Source organism: Hymenobacter fastidiosus (assembly GCF_039539565.1).
In the GTDB taxonomy this organism is placed as follows: domain Bacteria; phylum Bacteroidota; class Bacteroidia; order Cytophagales; family Hymenobacteraceae; genus Hymenobacter; species Hymenobacter fastidiosus.
Genome location: NZ_BAABDJ010000035.1, coordinates 63573 through 83686 on the forward strand (window position 1 = coordinate 63573; position 20114 = coordinate 83686).

Sequence of the window (20114 nt, forward strand, 5' to 3'; positions counted from 1 at the left end):
CTAGGGGGTTGAAACGTTGCGCAAAATTACCCCCACCCTGTTATGTCAATATTGCTACAGTATTATGCTTGTGTTATGCGCTGGCTGAGCAGTTTGTACTATATTGAAAATCATTACTTTTGCGGCCGTTTTACTCTTCTTTCGCTCTTCTCTCGCCATGCTCCAATCCATGACCGGCTACGGAATCGCTCGTCGCGAAACCGACTATTATTCCGCTACCGTCGAAGTAAAGTCCCTTAATTCCAAGACCCTGGACCTGAGTTTACGGCTGCCTCGGGTGCTGCAGGACCGGGAGCTGGAAATCCGGAACCTGGTAACCAAAAGCCTGGTGCGCGGGAAGGTGAACCTCACCCTGGACTTCACCCGCCCCCGCGGCGCGGCGCGTTTGGGCGTGGTGCTGAACCAGGAAGCGTTGCTGGCGGCCTACCGCGAGCTGGAAAAAGCGGCCGAGCTGGTTGGCGCTCCCAAAGATCAGCTTTTCGCCCTGGCCCTGAATCTGCCCGGCGTGCTGCAGCCGCCCAGTGCCGAAGCGGTGGAAGAAGAGGAAGAAGTAAGCTGGGACGAGCTGCTGCCGCTGGTCCACGAAGCCCTGGACCGCGTCAACCAGTTTCGCCGGGCTGAGGGCCAGACGCTGACCACCGAAATTCTGGGGTACGTGGATCGGATTCGCACCCAGCTCCGGGAAGTGGAACGCTTCGACCCCACCCGGATTGAGCAGGTCCGGCAGCGCTTACAAACGCATCTGGCCGAAATTTCGGTCAGTGAACACTTCAACCCGATTCGCTTTGAGCAGGAAGTCCTGTACTACATCGAGAAGCTGGATATCGCCGAGGAGAAGGTGCGGCTGAACAGCCATTTGAACTACTTCAACGAGACGGTAGACTTACCAGAATACAGTGGTAAGAAATTAGCCTTTATCTCGCAGGAGATAGGCCGCGAAATCAATACCATAGGCTCCAAGGCCAACGACTCTATCGTACAGCATTTGGTGGTTGGCATGAAGGAGGAACTGGAGAAGATTAAGGAGCAAATCAACAATGTCCTTTAAGTGCTATCAGAACGGCAGTGGTAAGGAAAGCCTGGGAAATTGAATTTTTGCCATAAATTTTGTCATAGCAGTATCCCAATACTCAATTAGGGTGCAAAGAAAATTTTGTTGCTACATCCAAACGCAGCTATTCTCCGTAAATGCCTCTAAGTGCCCTTTAGCCCAGTTTACGGGCTCAGAACACCTTGCCCCCGGATTATTTCTTTAGGAAATACTTGCGGGTTTAGATTTTGTACGTAAATTGTGTTATCCAAACAGAAGGACCCTTCTCATCGGATGCCTACTCAAGTTTTGAATTCCACCTTTTTTCAGTTTACGACTATGAAAAAAGCCCTACTCGCTCCTGTTCTGTGCCTGACGCTGATGCTGATGGCCTTCCGCCCATACGCTGAGGTCGAAATGATCAAAAAGCGCGTTCTAAGTGAGCGTGTTGAAATCCTGATTCCGAAAGGCTTCGAGGTGATGAGTGAGCAGCAAATGGATTTCAACTACGCGAAATCCCAGAGCCGTCCGAGTGTTATCTACACCAATAACAAGGAGGCTACCATCGCTTTCACCTACACCGACAATACGGCCGATCAGGACATGATTGACATGTATGCCGACAACTTCTACAAGATGTACGCGAAGCAGTACAAGGAGGCGAAGTGGTTCAATAAAGGCGTGAAAGAGGTGAATGGGCGGAAAGTCGGCTACATGGAGCTGATGAAGCCCGAGCTTGGCCACGAGGTATACAACCTGATTTTCTTTACCGACGTGGAAGGCAAGCTGCTGATGTGCAACTTCACCTGCGCCGACCGTCAGAAGCCCGAGTGGGAAACTGTCGCCAAGCAGATCATGAATTCGTTTAAGACGAACAGCTAGAAGAAAGAGCGGTATAACCTCTCAGGAAGATATAACCAACCCGGAATTGTTCGCTTTCGAGCCGACAATTCCGGGTTGATTGTTTATACGGGGGTATCACCATCCGGTATGATCCTTTAGCCCGGCACGGCCACTGCGCCGGTAAGTGCTGCCGTTCCAGCAAATTACTGAATCAACTACGCCGGAACTTACCCTCGTTACGAAGTGATTTACGAAAATCGGGCGCACAAGGTAGAGACGCGACCCTTCGTGTTCCGGCGTTGAACGATGCCTTCGCGGCGCGGTCCCGCAGACGCGAAGGGTCGCGTCTCGGCCTCGTTCTTGTAACTCACTTCGTGATGGATAGTATACTCACGTTGTCCTGAGCAGACCCTTTGGTCACTGACAAGCAGGGCTGATTGAGTTGCCCCGTCTGGTCCACGCGACCTGAGTTAGCGGGAGGGTTGCGCAGGCTGACCACCTAACAGGTTCAGCAAATGGGTGGTAAGTTGAAAAGTGCCTAGAAAGCCGGCTAGCGAAAGCCCGGCCGGCTGATCATAAACATCGTGGTAAGCCTTATTGCCACCACGGGTATAGAAGAACAAAGCGGGTACCCCAAGCTCGGAAAATGGATAGTGGTCGGAATTGGCCGCCCGGCCGCGCGCTGCCAGTTGGGGCACGTAGCGGCCCGTCGCATTCAAACGGGTGAGCAGCCGAAACTCCGACTCCAGCAGCTTGCCGTTTACTACCGTTATACCTTCCTCACCCGTGCCCAGCAAGTCCATATTAAGCAAAAGCCGGATGCTGGTCAGGGGAAACAGGGGGTGAGCAACGTAGTGCCGGGAGCCCAGCAAACCCGCCTCCTCCGCCCCAAAGGCAATAAAGGCCATGGAATATGCCGGCTGATTTTCGGGTTTGGCATAGTGCTCCGCCAGCGCAAGCAGCATTGCGGTACCACTGGCATTGTCGTTGGCTCCCGGAAAGAAAACTTTGCTTCCCATCCGCCCCAGGTGATCATAATGGGCCGTCACGACCAGGAAAGAGTCGGGCTGGATGCGGCCGGGCACGTAGCCGATCAGGTTTTGCGTGGGGTAGTTGCGCTCCAGCCGGGCTTCGACGCGCACCGTGGCCTGCCGGCAACGGCCCGGCCAACGACGGGCTATAACCTGGAGGCGCGGCTGCCTATGCTGCGTTGCCGCGAGAGAAGCCGTCAGCTTATCCGGCACGAGGGTGATGAGAGCAGCGGCCTGATCCAGGTGTTGCGTGAAGGTGTCCGGCAGCGTCCGTAGCCGTTCCGCATCGCGTCGGCGCAATACCACGACGTAACCGGACAACCGCTGAGCAAGAAAGCGCTGGCCAGCTTGCTCACTGGTAAAAATCAGGCTGTCCAACGCGAGAACCGGGCCGCTGATGCGCCCCGGGCCGGACGCAGGATCAGCGATGAAATCAGTCCCGGGCTGCAGTGGCTGACCATCAAGGTGCAGGGAGAATTCGCCGGGAAAGGTATTAACGGTAATGGCGAACGGCTGGGCGTAGCGAGGGGTGAAGGACCGGAGCCCCAACGCTTGGAAACGACGGTGCAGGTAGGAAGCCGCTCGTTTGCTGCCATTTTGCACGTAGCCGCGTCCGTGCATGGCCGGGGCCGCCAGGGTGGATATGGTTTCCCGGACCTGGCCCATATCCTGCCCCCGCGCGGTGGGTGCCGGGCAAAGCAGACCGAGGGCCAGACTAAGGGAGACAACTTGGTTAAGCCGGGAGACGGCCAGGAGGTAGCGCATAGAAAGGGCCCGGAAAAATACGGCTATGCCCACCAGCGCCGCACAATGTGCATGCTGGCTAAGCCCAGCAGAGTGCCGATAGCGTCGCCGGCAACATCGGACCATTCGCCCTGGCGGCCCAGGTGCATACTGGTTTGCAGCACCTCAATCAGCGCCCCAAACAGCAGGCCGCCAGCGAGCGTGAATCCAAAGGCGTACTGCCGCAGCCAATGCCCGGGGGGCTGCCGTTGAGCGGAGAAATAGCTTAGCACCGCCAGCACGAAAAAGACGAAAGCATGCGCCGCAGTGTCAAAGGAAATCAGCTCCCACGGCGGCACCTCAGGCATAGCGCGGGCCGGGGCCAGCGTGAGCCCCAATACCAGCGCCGCCCACGCCAGCGGCAGAATCCCGAAGGCTCGGCGGCGGGCCGAAGGCGGCGCGGTAAAAGACACGGTCGGAAGGCGGCTTAGGCGCCCACCAGCTCGCCGTAGGCGTCAGCCGTCAGCAGGGCGTCGAGCTCGGCCGGAGTGGTGATGGACATTTTTACCATCCAGCCGTCGCCGTACGGATCCGAGTTTACGGTTTCGGGGCTGCCCTCGAGCTTGTCGTTGATTTCCAGTACCGTGCCCGTGATAGGGCTGAACAGATCGGAAACGGTCTTTACAGCTTCCACCGTCCCAAACACTTCGTTTTGAGCTACCTCTTTGTCGAGCGTGTCGATATCCACATAGACGATATCGCCGAGCTCTTTCTGAGCGTGTTCGGTGATACCGATGTAGGCTACGTCGCCTTCGATACGGATCCACTCGTGCTCTTTAGTGTACTTCAGGTTGGCAGGAAGATTCATGGGCTTGATTTAGGAAAAACAGAAAGAGGAACCTCTAGTAGAAGCCAAAAGTACGCGTTGGCGCGATAAATGGCTAAATCCACCGTCGCGCAGCGTAACGCCCGGAAAAAAGCGCTGTTCGCCCCGGTAGCTTGCAACCACCCAACCGGCCATAAGTTACTGGGAAAGGCTGTAGCGGAGCTGAACGCCGCCTTCCGTGGCGGAGTTTTTAAACGAGTTCTGCACCCGCGGATCGGTAACGGTACGGGAGAAGAACAGCTGCAGATTCAGCCGCTGATTGAGGGTGTAGTCGATGGTGGGGCGGAGCTGCATTTGGCGGGTGCCATTAGTGGTCAGGCTGCTGGAGCGGCCCACGTCGCCCGCTACGTTCAGCGCCGGGTCGACCGAGCCTTCAATGGTGCGCTGAACGGTCGAGTTGTCGCGGATGGACAGGTCCAGCCGGGCCGTCAGCTCGTTGCGCAGCACCTTCTGCTCGCCGCCAATGCGGAACGGGAGCCTGAGCCGGTTGGTCGCGTAGCCGAAGCCCACTACCAGCTCCTGGGAATGCAGTTCCGTAACCTGGGCATTGGTGGTGTTCAGCCCCACGGCCCGCTCGGTGCGATACTCCAGCCGGCCGGTTACTTTCTGCAGCGTCTGAAAGTTGACGCCAATCAGGGGCGAGAGCCGCTCGGCGATGCTGACCTGGCCGATAGCGTAGTAGGGGATCAGCTGCCCGCTGGCATTGAGCTCACTGGAAAGCGCAGTGGGCTCCTTCAGGTATTGCGTGGAAGTAGTGTAGCTGGCAATGCTGTAGGTGGAAGAGTAAGCATGGTTCAGCGTAATGGAACGGAAGTAGCGCTTCACGAAGGGCAGCTCCGCCAGCCCATTGTAGTCGATGCGCCAGTTCGGAATCGGCAGCAAGTCGAAGGGGTTGAACTTCTTCGCCTTATACCCATCCGACGATTTCCCCTGGTAGGCCGCCAGGAAAGCGGGCAGCAGCACATCCTGGGAATTGTAGCCGTAGCCGAAAGGCACGTTGGCGGGGTCCGCCGTTATAGGGTTAGCCGTGCGCAGCCGTTCCAGCACCTGGCCCCGGTTGGTAATGAAGCGGTCGAAAGCCTTCGAAATCTGCCCCTTTTCGGTCCGGTCGCCAAACAGCGTCTGGATGGTGATGATGGAGGTACTGAACGAGCCGTTGCCCAGAGCCTGACTGGCAGTGGGAATGCTGCCGGGGAAAGGGGCCAGCGTGGCCGTATCCACGGGCAAACGATAGAATACTTCCCGGTTGCGGATCTTGTTCCAGCGCCCGTCCAGCTGGATGTTGAAGTCGCGGAACGGTTCCAGGGCCGTACGCAGCGTGAGGGTTTCGGTGAGCAGGGCGCTGAGCGGCGTGTTCAGAAAGTCGCTCCGGTCGGTGTACCAGCCGTTGCCGTAGGCCTGCTCAAACAGCCCGTCCAGGTCCGACTGCTGACCCAGAATGAACGGCACCCCAGGCGCATCAAACTGGTCGTTGAGGCCGAAGAACCTGGTTTGCGGCAGATAGCCGGGCAGCAGCGTACCGGAGCTGCGCACGTACGTGAAGTTCAGTGACCGGGCCGTCATCAGCGACCGCAGCACGGCTTTCAGCGCCCGCAGTTCCGGGCCCTTAACCGAGTCTTTCGGGGCGGGGTCCGCCGCCGCATCGGCGCCGGGCTGCCCCATGGTGGGCAGCCGGCCTTTGCGGGGAGCCCGGTTGCGGTCGGCTTTGCTTTCTTCGCCGGGGGGCACGGCGTTGTTGATGATGTTCAGGAAGCGCACTTTGTTGTAGAGCTTCACCAGGTCAATCTTGCCATTGACGCTGATTTCCGCGTTGTTCTGAATGGTGTTGCCCAGGTTAAGCCGCGTCGTGGTGGTATCGTCCAGGTTGGTCGGATTCACCGGGGCCCGCAAGGCCGTGGAGGCAGCCTCCCAGGTGTAGTTGGCCGCGTAGCGCGTATCGGCCGAAATCCAGTCGGTGAGGGGAAATTTGTCCAGCGGCAGCCGGTACGTCACCGCGACGGTCTGGTTGAAGTTGGTGGTCCGGCCGCCGGTGCGGAACAGGTTGTTGCGCAGCAGCTGGCGGTTGACGCGGGCCGTGTCGCCGCTGCCGATGCTGCGGCCCACGCCTTCATCTACCACCGAGCGGTTGTTGGCCGTGTAGTCAAAAATCAGGCTTTTGGTCAGGTCCCACTTCAGGTCGTAGATGCGGTTGACGAACAGGCTTTTCTGGAAAATACCCGGAATGCCGGCCGTCGTCGGCACCTGGCCGGGTTCCTGGGTGCGCTGCAGAAACCGCTCGTTGTAGCGCCGGTCCAGATCGGTCCGGAAGGAGAACCGGCTGGGCAGGGGCGTGAAGTTGACTTCCTGGAAGATCTTGAGGTAAGGCGAATCCAGCGCTTTGATCCTGGCCAGCGGCGTGTAGTTCTTGGGCGTGGTCTGGTAGAGGTAGGCTACGGCCGCATTATAGGTCTGGGTGAAATCCCGGTTGGTGCGGATATCGGTGTGCAGCCGCTCGGTGAGCGTGTAGCTCAGGGCCAGGTTCTCCACATCGTAGGGCCGCGGCTTCTTTTCCAGGTTGGTGCGCTCCTTGCGCACGTTCAGCACGCTCACGCTGCGGCTGGTGGTCTGATCGACAACGGCTTTGCGGTAGGCCGCTTTGTCGCCGGCCGTTTCAAACTTCTCCAGCGACTGGGTCAGCTCCGTATCCGGGTCCAGCGGGTCGTAGCGGGGGGCCCGGCTTTCGTGGCCGGTTTGCAGCAGTACCGGAATGCGCAGCCCCAGCTTCTCGGGCAGAAACTTGTCGCCGGCTATGGTAGCGTTCAGGTCGCCGCGCACGATGTTGTCGAGCGAGCGTTGCGCCAGCTTGTCCTGCAGGCCGCCAAAGCCCACCGAGGTGAAGCTGCCGGTGGCCGTGATGTTGGCCAGATCAGCCAGCTTGGTGTTGAAGCGGGCCGTGGCCGCCCAGCCGTTTTCCCGGTCAAAGTCAAACACCCGGAACTCATCGGCCCACAGGCAAAGCGACTTGGCCCCGCCGTCGTCCCCCGGATTCAGCATGCCGATCAGCACGCCCTGCACGGTGCTGAAATCGGGGTTGCCCACCACTTTAATCTGGGCGCCGTTGGGCAGGGTTTTGATGAAGGGCAGCAAAAAGCTGGCCCCGGCCTTGTTGCGCTCCGACTTGGCATCGATGAATTCCTGGAAGGAAATCTTTATCTCGTTTTTAGCGGGCCAGATCTCGCTCTGCGTGGTAGCGCCCGGCCGGGTGACGATCAGCGGCAGCAGGTACTCGTAGTAGTTCTGGGTGTAGTCGGTGCCGATGCGGACAAACGCCTGCACCTGCCCATCGCGGGCGCTGTTGTTCTCGCTTTCGGCGTGCAGAAACAGCCGCAGCTGCTTGTAGCGCAGCATGTTGATGCTGACGTTCTTGTAGGCCGCTTTGCCAAATCCATCGAGCAGGTCTTCGGCGCACAGGCGCAACGACTGCTCGTTCTGCTGGCGGTTCACGGTGCTGGAGCCGAACTCCCGGTCGCGCTCAATGTTGGGGGGCAGCACGTAGGGAATAGTGCCCTTGCCCGCCACGGCCGACAGCCCGTTTTCTTCCAGGCTTACCGTTGAGATGGTAAACGGAGTCTGATCCGGACCGCAGCCGACGCAGGGACGGCCACCTTCGGTAATCGGACTCAGCAAGCGGCGCCACTGGTTGGCCACAAACTGGGGCTGGGCCATGCGCAGCACCACCGGCTCGGCGAAGTGGGTGAGGTACATGCGCAGAAACCGGATCGACTTGAAGCCAAATTCCGCCGGGGCCCCGCGTACCGCCGACGGCTGCCGGATGGGAATCCGGAACTGGTACCACGACACCTGGTCGCCGTTGATGTTGTTGGTGATTTTGTCGACGACGTAGTTCTGGCCCACCACCAGGTTGTTGGGCTGGAGTGGAATGCGGTACTCGTAGTAGCGCTCGGTATCGGAAATAACGTTGTCGCGGTTCAGGTCTTCCTTATCGGGGAAGGCCGTGGAGCTGAGCTGGCTGTTCTCGGCCGAGTTGCCCTCCAGGCCGTTATACTGCTTGTAGCGGCCCAGGATCTTGGTGTCGGCCTGGTCGTAGGCCGCGTCGAGGTGGTGGCGGAAGTTGTCGGCCGAAGGGTCGCCGATGGCGCCGTACTGGGGGCTGGTCTGGGCGAAAAACGCTTTTTCCTGGTCGTCGGTCAGGCCGTCGAGGCCGATGTCCTGCTGAACCCGGCCTCCCGGGGAAGCGCTGAACGCATCGGTGAGGAACTGCTGGCGGGTGACGGTACCCCAGATGGTCTGCCGCACGTCCTGGGCCGTGATGCTGGCCCCGTCGGGCAGCCCGTTTTCGAACTCGTGCTGGTTTTCGTCCCGCAGCACGTCCTCCGAAATCGAGCCCAGGTTCAGGTACAGGTCGCCGCCGGTGGTGTTGTTGATCGGGGCATTTTCCGAGTCGACCACCCGCCCGTTGGCACTCTTGATGAAGGGGTCCATGAGCCAGAACTCCATGTACTCCACGTTGGCGTTGTCGAAATCGGTATCAAAGGTGATTTCGCGGCTGATACCCCCGTAGTTGTCGAGGTTCAGGGGGGTGTTGTTCGGGTTCAGGAATTTGCCGTCGGCCGACACGGCCGGGTTGTAGTTGTACTGGCCCCGCTCGCCGGGGAAATAAGCCAGATCGAGGGTGTACTCAAACCCGTTGCCGGTAGCGCCGACGTCGCGGTTGGGGAATATCTCGGTGCGCTTAACGCCCCGGGTGTAGTGGTTGCGCAGGTCGGCGTCGCTGATGTTGCCCGGCTTGCTGGGGCCGCCGGTGTAGTAGCTCTGGTCGACGGTATACCAGGCCAGCTTGGCCCGGTTGAAGGCGTAAGGCAGGCCCAGCTGGGTGCCGCCGGGTACGGCCAGGGGCGTGGCGGCCAGCCGCCAGACGGTAGCCGAGCTAAGGCCCCCCAGCGAATAGGGCGTGCGGGCATTCTCGAAATCGTCGATGTAGGATACGCCATCTTCGCCCCGGCCCAGCCGGGAGCGGCTCGGTACCAGCTGGGCAATTTCCCCGCTGAAGGAAACCGACGATGGTTCCTTGGTCGAAATCAGGGGCAGGAAGTCCAGGTACTTGGTCAGGGCCCGCGACTCGCGGCGCACGTTCACGTCGAAGCCGTAGATGGTATTGTTGCCGGGCTCGTCGCCGATGTTGACGCGGTTGATGCCCGGCGCCTGGTTTTCGCGCAGGTGCAGCACCGTAGCGCCGAAGTTGACGTCCGGATTAAGCCGGTAGTCGAAGCGGGCGCCAAGCAGGTTGCGGGGCTGCACCTGCACCAGGGCATTCTTCTCGAATTCCACCCGCAGCTCGTTGGCCGAGTTGAGGTAGCTCGGGTTCAGGATCTTCACCTTCGACTGATCGTAGAACACCTGGTAGTCGCGGCCTTCCTCCAGCAGGGTACTGCCCGAGCGCACCCGCACCGACCCCTCGGCAATACCGATACCGGGCAGGCTGATTTCGTCGGTGGCCGTGGCCTGAAACCGGCCGCGCAGGAAGAACTTATCCTTCTCCTGAATCTGCTGGGCGTCGCTCTGGGTCTGGTTGTAGAGCGCCTGATACACGTATTTGCGCACCAGCTCCCGCTCGGCCGCGCCATTTACGCCCGTGGTGTCGAACTGGGCCCGCAGGTAGCTGCCGAAGGGCTCCACCACCGGGAAGATAACCTTGCCCAGGTCCGGGTCGATGGTAGTACCGGGGAAGAAGTCGAAGTTGCCGTCGGGGTTGCGGTCGTTGTTGGGGTTTACGTTGTCGAGGTTGAGCACCTCAATCAGGGGCCGGTTTTTGATCTTTTCCCCTTCCTTGAGCGAAATCAGATCGACGCCCGTCGCGTCGTCTTTGTAAACTATCTGCAGCTGGAAATTGTCGCGGTTGAGCTGGTTGGCGTTGAGCGGATAGATGTTTTTCATCATCAGATCCCAGGTCGGCAGATTCCGGGTCTGCAGGTTCAGATTACCGGGATTCACGGTCGGGTCGGCCAGCCCTATGCCAGGGTTGGTGGCCTTCAGCAGCTTCAGGAAAATCACCTGTTCCTGGGTCAGGCTGTTGTAGTCGCCCTGCAGCTCGCCCACCTTGTAGGTCTGGCCGTTGTAGATATACTCGTAGGAAACCCCCAGCACCTGCTCGGGCAGCAGGGTGGTGTTCAGCGAGAGGTAGCCCAGCTGGGCGTTGAAGGTGTACTCGCGGGGGTCGAGCTTACGCGCCCGCACCCGCTCGTAGTCCACGCTTTTGGTCAGGCTCAGCCCGCCGGGCTGCTGCAGGAAGTTGTCTACCGTCAGGTCGTTGCGGGCCGTAGCGCCGCCCTGAATCAGGGTGGCAAATTCCGGGTTGATCTTGTTGTCGGCGGCCGCGCGGCGCTGGTTCACGCTGAACTTGGGGCGGTATACCCGCACCGGCTCGGCCAGATCCTGGAGCGCTACCACGTTGCGCAGGTTTTCGGCCGAGCGGTTGTCGTTGGTCACGTACACTTCCAGGCGGCGGATTTCCACCCCCGACTGAATCGTGGGCAGGTTGCGCAGGGCCGCGTCGTACCGCTCGCGGAAGAAGTGCGCCAGGAAGAAGTGCCGGTCGCGCTCATACTGGCTGGCCTTGATTTCGAAGTTGCGGCTCTGGGCGCCGTTCTGCACCCGTACTTCGTCGGCGGTGCCGCGCAGGGTGCTGGCTACCGCCGTCACGCCCAGCCGGCCGAACTGCAGCTGGGTTTTCACCCCGAACAGATTCTGGCCGCCCTGAATCAGCGAGTTGGAAATAGGCAGACTCACGTTGCCCAGCTCAATCTTGCGGATGATATCAGTCTCGTAGCCCGTGTAGTCGAGCTTCATGTTGTTCTCGAAGTCGAAGGCCGCCTTGGTGTCGTAGTTGAAGGTGAGCTTCAGCTTCTCCCCGATCTGGCCGGTGAGGTTGAGGTTCATCGTCTGGTCGTACTGGAAGTCGCCCACCCTCTGCTGCCGTAGCGTGAGAGTGGGGTTCTGGTTCCGGTTGAACCGGGCCCCCATGCGCAGCGTCACGGCGCCGTTGGGGCGGATATCGACGTAGCTGCCCCCGAAGATGCGGTCGGCCATGGGGCCCAGGTAGATTTTGGGAATCAGGCGCTTGGTCGTCGGCGACTCGGGGCCGCCGGCCACGCCCCCGGCGGCCTTGGTGCGGAAGTAGCTCCGGATAGCTTCGCGCTGCTGCCATTCGGAGTACTCCTCGAAGGTCATCCGGCTCGGGTCGCGGTAATCGATGTCGGCGCCCACCCGCTCCCGGATGTCGAAGTACTCCAGACTGTCGTCGGGCATCACGTTGAGGTTCACGTTGCCGGGCAAGCCCAGAATGAGCGGGGAGCGGCGGCGCTGGGGCGAGAACGGGGTGCCGGCGCGGTCCTGCGGGGCTACCCTGGGCCGGCGGCTGGGCCGGTAGCGGCTGGTATCGGGGAGTGCCACCCGCGGCGTATCGGGCATCATCACCCTCAGGCGGGCCGCCGGGGCAGGCAGCCAGGCCCACAGCTGACGCAGGGCGAAGCCATGGGCACCAGCCGGGGCCGCCTGCGACCACCAGGCCCCCAGCGACGCAAAAATGACTACGCAGGCAGTGAGTAACTTCTTACCAGAGTTCAAAGGAAGCAATCAGGCGGCAAGCCGCGTAAAATCTAATGGGACTTGAGCGCAAACTTAATTAATTCCTCTACGCTCAGGTCGTTACCATGCTTGTGCTGGATCTGGTCCAGGGTTTTTTCGGCCGCCGTGCGCGCGAAGCCTAAGGTCACTAAGGCGGCTAACGCTTCGGAGCGGCTGGTATTGTGCGCCCGGGCCAGCGGCACCGTATCGATGCCGGCTTTAGCCAGCAGCTCGTCTTTGCGCATCTTGTCGCGCAGCTCCAGAATCACGCGCTGAGCCGTTTTGGGCCCGACGCCTTTAATGCTCTGAATGGCCCGCACATCCTCCTGCACAATGGCGTGGCGGATTTCGCCTACGCTCATGCTGCTCACCATCATGATGCCCGTGCCGGGGCCGATACCCGACACCGAAATCAGCTGCATGAACAGGGCCTTTTCGTTCGGGTCGAGAAAGCCGTAGAGTGTGTGGGCATCCTCCTTGATGTGCTGGAAAGTGTAGATTTTGGCCTTATCGCCCTCGGCGGGCAGCTTGGCGTAAGTGGCCAGGGAAATCTTGATTTCGTAGCCTACCCCGTTCACGTCCATGATGGCCATGGTGGGGTCTTTGTGGGCTATTTTACCGTCGATATACGCAATCATAGGCTGATACAGGGGAGGGAAAACCGCTCAGCGGGGCGGGCTGGCGGTAGCAGGCCAACACGCGCCGGCTCGTTTTCTATCCCAAAAATACTGGCTTTTAACGCCAAAAACTGGGGTTTTGAAAAGAAAAACGGGAGCTGACGGGGGAAACCCGTCAGCTCCCGCCCGGGGCCTGGTCTACAGCGTCTGCCCGTAGGTCTGGGCGTCGACGACGGCAATGGCGGTCATGTTCACGATATCGCGCACCGAGGCACCCAGCTGCAGAATGTGCACCGGCTTGCGCATGCCCATCAGCACCGGCCCGATTACCTCGGCGCCCCCGATTTCCTGGAGTACCTTATAGGCGATGTTGCCCGACACCACGTTCGGGAAAATAAGGGTGTTGGCACCTTTCTCGGCCAGCTCGCTGAAGGGGTAATGCTCCTGCAACAGCTGGGGACTGAGGGCCGTGTTAGCCTGCATTTCCCCGTCCAGGATCAGGTCGGGGTAGCGCTTCTTGGCCAGCTCGGTGGCTTTGCGGGCCTTGCCGGGCAGCTCGCCGGCGTTGGAGCCGAAGTTGGAATAGCTCAGCACGGCAATGCGCGGCTCGGCGTCGAAGAAGCGCACGGCCCGGGCCGTGAGGCCGATGATGTCTACCATTTCCTCGGCCGTAGGGTCAATGTTCACGGTGGTGTCGGCGAAGAAATACGGCCCCTTCTTGTGCTGGATGATGTACATGCCGGCTACGCGCCGCACGCCGTCTTCGACCCCGATAACCTGGAGCGAAGGCATGATGGACTTGCCGTAGTCCTTGGTGAGGCCGGTGATGAAGGCGTCGGCCTCGCCGGTTTCGAGCATCATCGAGCCGTAGTAGTTCCGCTCCCGGAGCAGGCGGCGGCCTTCGTAGATGGTGATGCCCCGGCGCTGCCGCTTCTGGAACAGCAGCCCGGCGTATTCCTCGCGCTTGGCATCTTCCTGCAGGATGTCGATAATCTGGCAGCCTTCCAGATCGAGGCTGTTGGCCTGGGCGATGCTGTCGATCTTGGCGCGGTTGCCGAGCAGGATGGGCTTGGCAATGCCTTCGTCGTGCAGGATCTGGGCCGCCTTGAGGATTTTGTAGTTGTCGGCCTCGGCGAAAACGACGCGCTTGGGGTTGCTCTTCGCGGCGCTGATGATGCGGTTCATCAGCTTCTGGTTCACGCCCAGGCGGGCCCGCAGCTCATCTTCGTAAGCAAACCAGTCGGTGATGATGCGGCGGGCCGAGCCGCTTTCAATGGCCGCTTTAGCCACGGCGGTACTCACCGTGATAATCAGGCGCGGGTCGAGGGGCTTGGGGATGAGGTAGGCGCGGCCGAAAGCCAGGGTGTTGTCGCCGTAGGCCTTGTTCACCATTTCGGGCACCGGCTCCTTGGCCAGCTCCGCCAGGGCCTGCACGGCGGCCAGCTTCATGGCTTCGTTGATTTCGGTGGCCCGCACGTCCAGCGCCCCGCGGAAGATGTAGGGGAAGCCCAGCACGTTGTTCACCTGATTGGGGTGGTCGGAGCGGCCGGTCGCCATAATCAGGTCGGGCCGGGTGGCCATGGCCACGTCGTAGGCAATTTCGGGGTTGGGGTTGGCCAGGGCGAAGACAATCGGGTTGTCGGCCATCAGCAGCAGCAGCTCGGCGGGCAGCACGTTGGCGGCCGACAGCCCCAGAAATACGTCGGCCCCCTGCATGGCCTCGGCCAGGGTGGTAATGGGGCTGTCGGTGGCAAACTGCATCTGCAGCTCGGCCAGGTCGGTGCGCTGCCGGTTAATCACGCCATCCTTGTCGAAGACGATGACGTTGGCTACGTTCAGGCCCAGCTCCCGGTACAGGCGCAGGCAGGAAATGGCCGCCGCGCCCGCCCCGCTCACCACCAGCCGGATGTCGCCGATGGCTTTGCCCACCACTTCCAGGGCGTTCAGCAGGGCCGCCGAGGAGATAATGGCCGTGCCGTGCTGGTCGTCGTGCATCAGCGGAATGTTCATCTGCTCGCGCAGGGCCTTCTCAATCACGAAGCACTCCGGGGCCTTGATATCCTCCAGGTTGATGCCCCCGAACGTCGGCTCCAGCGACTTCACGATGCGGATAAACTCGTCGGGGTCGGTGGCGTCGATTTCGATGTCGAAGCAGTCGATGCCGGCGAATTTCTTGAACAGCACGCCCTTGCCTTCCATCACCGGCTTGGAAGCGGCCGGCCCGATGTTGCCCAGGCCCAGCACGGCGGTGCCGTTGGAGATGACGCCGACCAGGTTACCCTTGGCGGTGTACTTGTATACGTCGTCGGGGTTGGCAGCAATGGCCAGGCAGGGCTCGGCCACGCCGGGGGAGTAGGCCAGGGCCAGGTCGAGCTGGGTGCTGACGGGCTTGGTGGGCACGACTTCAATCTTGCCGGCGGGGCTTTGGGAGTGGTAGTCGAGGGCTTCCTGTTTGTTTATTTTGAGCATGGGAGGAGCAAAGGGTGGGGTACGCGCGCGGGTACTCGTAAGGCAAGTTGGGGCGAATTTGGCCGGAATCAAAGTTGGCCCCGGGTTGCCCGGCACGATAACGCCCCAAGCCATTGCTGGTTGGGGCGCTACTGCCACGGTTGGGCAAAGGGGATTTACGCTTCTCAAAAACGCTGGTAAACAAGAGCTGTTACCCACCTGCCGGGTCCTCAGACCTGAGACGTCCGGGGAGTTTCGCTCGTCATTCTACCGCTCCGGCTGGATTCTGAAAATGCGCTAATGCTGTATGCTAAGCTGTTGGCGCGATACCCGCTGGCCCTGACGGATAACGACTTGATAGAGCCCCGGCTGCCAGGTTGCAGTGCGCAGGCGCAAGGTGGGCTGGGCAGCAGTCGGCTCTATTACCAAATGACCTTGCCCGTCATAGACAGTGGTTTGAAAGCTGGTCGATACTGCGGCTGCCTTATCAAAGTTTGGCGTCAGCAGCACTTCACCATCGGCGGGATTTGGGTACAGCGCCGCTATGGGCGCGGGCTGCGGAGCTGGTGCCGTTTCGCGGCAGACTATGCAGCCGAAACCGCCAGTTGCTGGAAACGCTAGTGCTCAATGTTCATGCGTTTGCCTTGGTGCCAGGTTGCGAAGCATTACGTAGAGCAAAGTCCACATATCCAGTGCCTCTTGCAGAAATTAGTAGATCAGTGCGGTATATATAAGCTTCGAGAGCAGATGAACCGCACTATGTAGAGCCGACATGCTCCTATTGATTCAGAAGGCCCTTTGCTTTTTTAGAAACACAGGAATCTTGTTCAAAAGCAGCTTGGCCATTCTGCGAAACTGCCTTCAACGCCTCAAATCGGCCCTCCATTTTATAGTGCGGTTAATCTGGCTTCGAGAGGTTCGCGGGTGCTGCTAGAAATACCCTGGTTAGGTTTAGGGACGAATGCTTTGCCATCCACAAGGCAGCCGAAGGTGTGCTTGCCCTCCTGGGTAGCTTTGGGCAGCGCGTCCACTTCAGTTTCTTTTTTGCAGGCCGCCGCGCTGAGCAACCCGAGCGTAAAGAGCAGAACAAGGGGTGTTTTCGTGGCGAGAGAAGAAAAAGGTGAAAAAAAGTGCAACAAAAAGCCCCAGGTACACAGCGGAGCCGGCCACCGAAGCGGCAGCGGTGTAGCGCGTGAAACAGGGGCAACAGGTGTGTAGGTGAGGCAGAGCCGGCCCGGCGCGGTAAAGGAACAGGTGCGGGCGGCGGCCGAGAACGGTGGCAACGATACAAGTATTCCGGGGTAATGCAACTTGAAAGCAAAGCCAGAATATAGAGCTGCCTGACCTTCTAGATCAGCGTTTTTTGGTTTCTTGGAGGAGCTAAAAGGCTGGTCGCACGCCAGCAGAGTGCTATTTTCAGCAATCAGCTTAGATGTTTGAACAATCAAAAAAAGGCACCCATCACGGGTGCCTTTGCCTTGCTTGCGCTGGGAAGGAAAATTAGCTCTGCACTATCACCAGCTGCTGCCCGGGCTTCACCTCGTCGGATTTGAGGTTGTTGAGCTTGCGGAGCTGATCCACCGTCACGCCCTGATAGCGGCGGGAGATGTTGTAGAGCGTGTCGCCGGGCTGCACGAGGTGGGTTCGGGGCAGCGTCAGGGGCGGCAGGGCTGGTTTCGGCGCGGCCGCCGCCGCGACCCGGCGGGCTTTGGGCGGCGTGACCGAGGCCGTCGTGGTCAGCGTGGCCGGTTCGGTTGCGGTCGGCGCGGTGAAGATCAGCTTCTGGCCCGGCACCAGGGTTTCGGCAGTGAGCTTGTTCCAGGCTGTGATCTGCGCCACCAGCAGGCCCCGCTCGCGGGCAATTTTGGTCAGGTAGTCGCCCCGGCGCACGATGTAGGCAGCCAGTAAGCTGTCATCGGTTACGCCCGGATCGGTGGTTGCCACGGCTGCTTCGCGGGCAATTTTAGCGGTCCGCGGGGCAACCGCAACTGCTTTCGTCAGGGCCGACCCGGGTACATCGGCCAGCTGGTCCGGAGCCCCCGAATCTTCCCGTAGTTTCTCCGGCGCAACTGCCACCGTCACTTTATCAGCCGGCAGAGGCAAACGGGCCGGAATCGGGGGTTTGCGCCCGGCTGCCTGGGCCGCGGCTTCGGTTACGGCGGCGGGCAGAAACAGCACCAACTGCTGCCGCGCAAGCAAAGGCTTTTTGGCGGGCAGGTCGTTCCAGCGGCGGATCTGGGCGGGCGTAACGTCGAACCGTTTCGCCACGGCGGCTAGGTTTTCTCCCCGCCGCACGGTATGGCGCACGCGCCGGGCACGGGGCTTGTCGGTCGGCGCGTGCTCAGCCGCCGCAACCAGCGTTTGGGTCGAGTCCGACGCGGTCAGGGCCGGGGCTACGGGCATCAGAGGGGCCGGTGGCGGCAGCGTCACCTGGCAGAAATCGAGCACCGTATTGCGGTCCAGGGCCGCCATTTCGACGCTTACGCACTGCGGTACCAACAGGGTATAGGCGCGGGCACTGGCCGGCAGGTAGGTTTTGCGGATGGCCGGGTTCTGCTTCTGAATAGCGCCGGAGTCGAGGCCGAACTGGGCCGAGAACTTGCGCAGGTCCAGGGAGCGGCCCGAAATCAGGAGGGTATCGGTGGGCTCGGGATACTGGTAGTGCAGCTCGTCGGAATGCAGGTTGTGCTCGGTGGCGTACTGCATGGTGTAGAGCAGGGCCGTGAACGTGGGCACGTAGTTGCGCGTCTCTTTGGGCAGGGAAGGATACAGGGCCCAGAAATTGCGCGTGCCGGTGCGCTTCATGGCCCGGCTCAGGTGGCCGCTGCCCCAGTTGTAGGCCGCCAGCACCAGCTCCCAGTCGCCGAACTGCCGGTACAAATCCCGCAGGTACTTGCACGCCGCTTCGGTGGACTTCTCGGGGTCCATCCGCTCATCGATATACTCGTTGCGCACCAGCTTCAGGTCGCCGGCCGTAGGGCCCATGAATTGCCAGAGCCCGACGGCTCCCACCCGGGAGCGGGCCGTGGGCAGCAGCGCCGACTCCACCACCGCCAGATACTTCAGATCCTGGGGCAGGTGGTACTTGGCGAGGTACTTCTCAAACAGCGGAAAGTACAGGTTCTGCCGCTCCAGAATGCGCTGGGTATAGGCCCGGTTGCGCACCGTGAAGTAGTTCACGAAGCTCATCACCGTGTTGTTGAACACGTGCGGTACGTCGGTGTCGAAGCAGTTTACGCGGTCGGCAACCAGGTCGCGCAGCTCGGGTGGAGTTTGCAGCCACACCAGCCTAGCCGAGTCGGGCGCGGCGGGCAGGGGCTCCGCCACCAGCGAATCGGGCGGGAGGCGGAGCTGCACGTGGGCCGAGTCGTTGAGCAGATCCGGATTCAGCGGGGGCTGGACCTGCGCCGCCACGGGGCGGGCACCGGCCGCCAGCAGCAGCAGCAAAGTAATCCGACCCAACGACCTTCTCATCACATAGCGGGGGTAAGGGTTTCGGTGACCGACTTCGCGAAAGCCAGCAGATGTTCTTCGCGGAACGCGCCGCTCAGCATCTGGACCCCGATGGGCAGGCCGGCCGAATCGGTACCCGCGGGCACCGAAATAGCCGGTACGCCCGCCAGCGACGCCTGCACCGTAAAGATGTCGGCCAGATACATGGCCAGGGTGTCCTTCTCGTTTTCGCCGATGCGGAACGCCGTGGTGGGCGTGGTCGGCAGCACCAGGAAGTCGTACTGCCGGAGCAGCTCGTCGGTTTTCTCCTTGATCAGCCGCCGGACTTTCTGGGCCTTGGTGTAGTAAGCGTCGTAATAGTCGGCCGACAGCACGAAGGTACCCAGCAGAATACGGCGCTGCACCTCGGGGCCGAAGCCCTGGGCGCGGGTTTTCTTGTACAACGACTCCAGATCCGTAGCATCGGGGGCGCGGTAGCCATACTTCACTCCATCGAAGCGGCTCAGGTTGGAGCTGGCCTCCGCGGTAGTCAGGATGTAGTAGGAGGGCACGATGAAGTCGAGGTAGGGGAAATCAACGGCATCTACCACGTGACCCTGGTCGCGCAGGGTATCGAGCACCCCTTCCACGGCCGCTTTTATTTCCGGGTTCAGGCCCGGCCGCTCCATCGTGTCGCGGATGTAGCCGATGCGGTAGTGGGGCGCGGGGGTGAGCAGCTCGCTGTATGCCGGTACCGGCTGCTGGCTGGCGGTGCTGTCGAAGTCGTCGGCCCCGGCCATTACCTGTAGCAGCAGGGCGGCGTCTTCCACCGAGCGGGTGAGGGTTCCGATCTGGTCGAACGACGAGGCATAGGCCACCAGACCGTAGCGGGAAATGCGCGAGTAGGTGGGCTTGAAGCCGATGATGCCGCAGAACGCCGCCGGCTGCCGCACCGAGCCGCCGGTGTCGGAGCCAATCGAGGCCAGGCACAAATCGGCCTGCACGGCTACGGCCGAACCACCCGAGGAACCCCCGGATACGCGTTCCGGGTCAGCCTCATTGCGGACGGGCCCGAAATAGGAGGTCTCGTTGGAAGCCCCCATGGCAAACTCATCGCAGTTCTGGCGGCCAATTATGATCACGTCCTCATCGAGCAGCCGCTGCACGGCCGAGCCGGTATACAGACTCCGGAAGCCATCGAGGATGTGGCTGCTGCTTTGCAGGGCGTGGTCCTTGTAGGCCAGCACGTCCTTCAGGCCGATAACCATGCCGGCCAGCTTGCCGGCCGTCCCGGCCGCCAGCCTGGCATCCACGGCGTCGGCCTGGGCGCGGGCCTCATCAGCGAAAACCTCCAGAAAGGCATTCAGGTGGCTTTTACGCTGGATGTTATCCAGATAATACTCCACGAGCTGACGACAGGTGGTGGTGCCTGCCGTCAGCTCGCTGTGAACTTCCGTAAGAGAATTAAACCGTCTCAAGTG

At 60.8% G+C, this 20114-nt stretch carries 12 protein-coding genes; 2 read left to right on the top strand and 10 right to left on the bottom strand.

Annotation, left to right across the window (positions count from 1 at the left end):
• Window positions 1-157 precede the first annotated feature (157 nt).
• Together ABD833_RS14595 and ABD833_RS14600 are read left to right on the top strand one after the other, a co-directional pair.
• Window positions 158-1048: a YicC/YloC family endoribonuclease gene (locus ABD833_RS14595; RefSeq protein ID WP_345073959.1), complete on the top strand. Its 891-nt coding sequence runs from the start codon at window positions 158-160 to the stop codon at window positions 1046-1048.
• Between the two features lie 321 nt (window positions 1049-1369).
• On the top strand, window positions 1370-1912 hold the full coding sequence (locus ABD833_RS14600) for a hypothetical protein (RefSeq protein ID WP_345073961.1): 543 nt from the start codon (window positions 1370-1372) through the stop codon (window positions 1910-1912).
• 431 nt (window positions 1913-2343) lie between these two features.
• Here ABD833_RS14600 and ABD833_RS14605 read toward each other — a convergent pair whose 3' ends face one another.
• The 10 genes from ABD833_RS14605 to gatA form a co-directional block, all read right to left on the bottom strand.
• The gene (locus ABD833_RS14605) at window positions 2344-3669 is read right to left on the bottom strand and encodes a M28 family metallopeptidase (RefSeq protein ID WP_345073963.1); all 1326 of its coding nucleotides are present in this window, start codon (window positions 3667-3669) and stop codon (window positions 2344-2346) included.
• Between the two features lie 23 nt (window positions 3670-3692).
• Window positions 3693-4100 (bottom strand): VanZ family protein, encoded by a 408-nt coding sequence (locus ABD833_RS14610; protein ID WP_345073964.1) that lies wholly within the window; start codon window positions 4098-4100, stop codon window positions 3693-3695.
• Window positions 4101-4114: 14 nt separating this feature from the next.
• Window positions 4115-4495, bottom strand: a complete 381-nt coding sequence (gene gcvH, locus ABD833_RS14615) for a glycine cleavage system protein GcvH (RefSeq protein ID WP_345073966.1) — start codon at window positions 4493-4495, stop codon at window positions 4115-4117.
• 156 nt (window positions 4496-4651) lie between these two features.
• Complete coding sequence (gene sov, locus ABD833_RS14620) at window positions 4652-12136, bottom strand: T9SS outer membrane translocon Sov/SprA (RefSeq protein WP_345073968.1); 7485 nt, start codon at window positions 12134-12136, stop codon at window positions 4652-4654.
• Window positions 12137-12168: 32 nt separating this feature from the next.
• Window positions 12169-12774 (bottom strand): Holliday junction branch migration protein RuvA, encoded by a 606-nt coding sequence (gene ruvA / locus ABD833_RS14625; protein WP_345073969.1) that lies wholly within the window; start codon window positions 12772-12774, stop codon window positions 12169-12171.
• A 177-nt stretch (window positions 12775-12951) separates the two neighbouring features.
• Window positions 12952-15222, bottom strand: a complete 2271-nt coding sequence (locus ABD833_RS14630) for an NADP-dependent malic enzyme (RefSeq protein ID WP_345073971.1) — start codon at window positions 15220-15222, stop codon at window positions 12952-12954.
• Window positions 15223-15498: 276 nt separating this feature from the next.
• The gene (locus ABD833_RS19385) at window positions 15499-15789 is read right to left on the bottom strand and encodes a T9SS type A sorting domain-containing protein (RefSeq protein WP_425553684.1); all 291 of its coding nucleotides are present in this window, start codon (window positions 15787-15789) and stop codon (window positions 15499-15501) included.
• Between the two features lie 299 nt (window positions 15790-16088).
• Window positions 16089-16649 (bottom strand): hypothetical protein, encoded by a 561-nt coding sequence (locus ABD833_RS14635; protein ID WP_345073973.1) that lies wholly within the window; start codon window positions 16647-16649, stop codon window positions 16089-16091.
• Between the two features lie 52 nt (window positions 16650-16701).
• Window positions 16702-18675, bottom strand: a complete 1974-nt coding sequence (locus tag ABD833_RS14640; RefSeq protein WP_345073975.1) for a LysM peptidoglycan-binding domain-containing protein — start codon at window positions 18673-18675, stop codon at window positions 16702-16704.
• Window positions 18675-20111 (bottom strand): Asp-tRNA(Asn)/Glu-tRNA(Gln) amidotransferase subunit GatA, encoded by a 1437-nt coding sequence (gene gatA, locus ABD833_RS14645; RefSeq protein ID WP_345073976.1) that lies wholly within the window; start codon window positions 20109-20111, stop codon window positions 18675-18677. Before gatA ends, ABD833_RS14640 begins: the two co-directional genes overlap by 1 nt.
• Window positions 20112-20114: the final 3 nt, after the last annotated feature.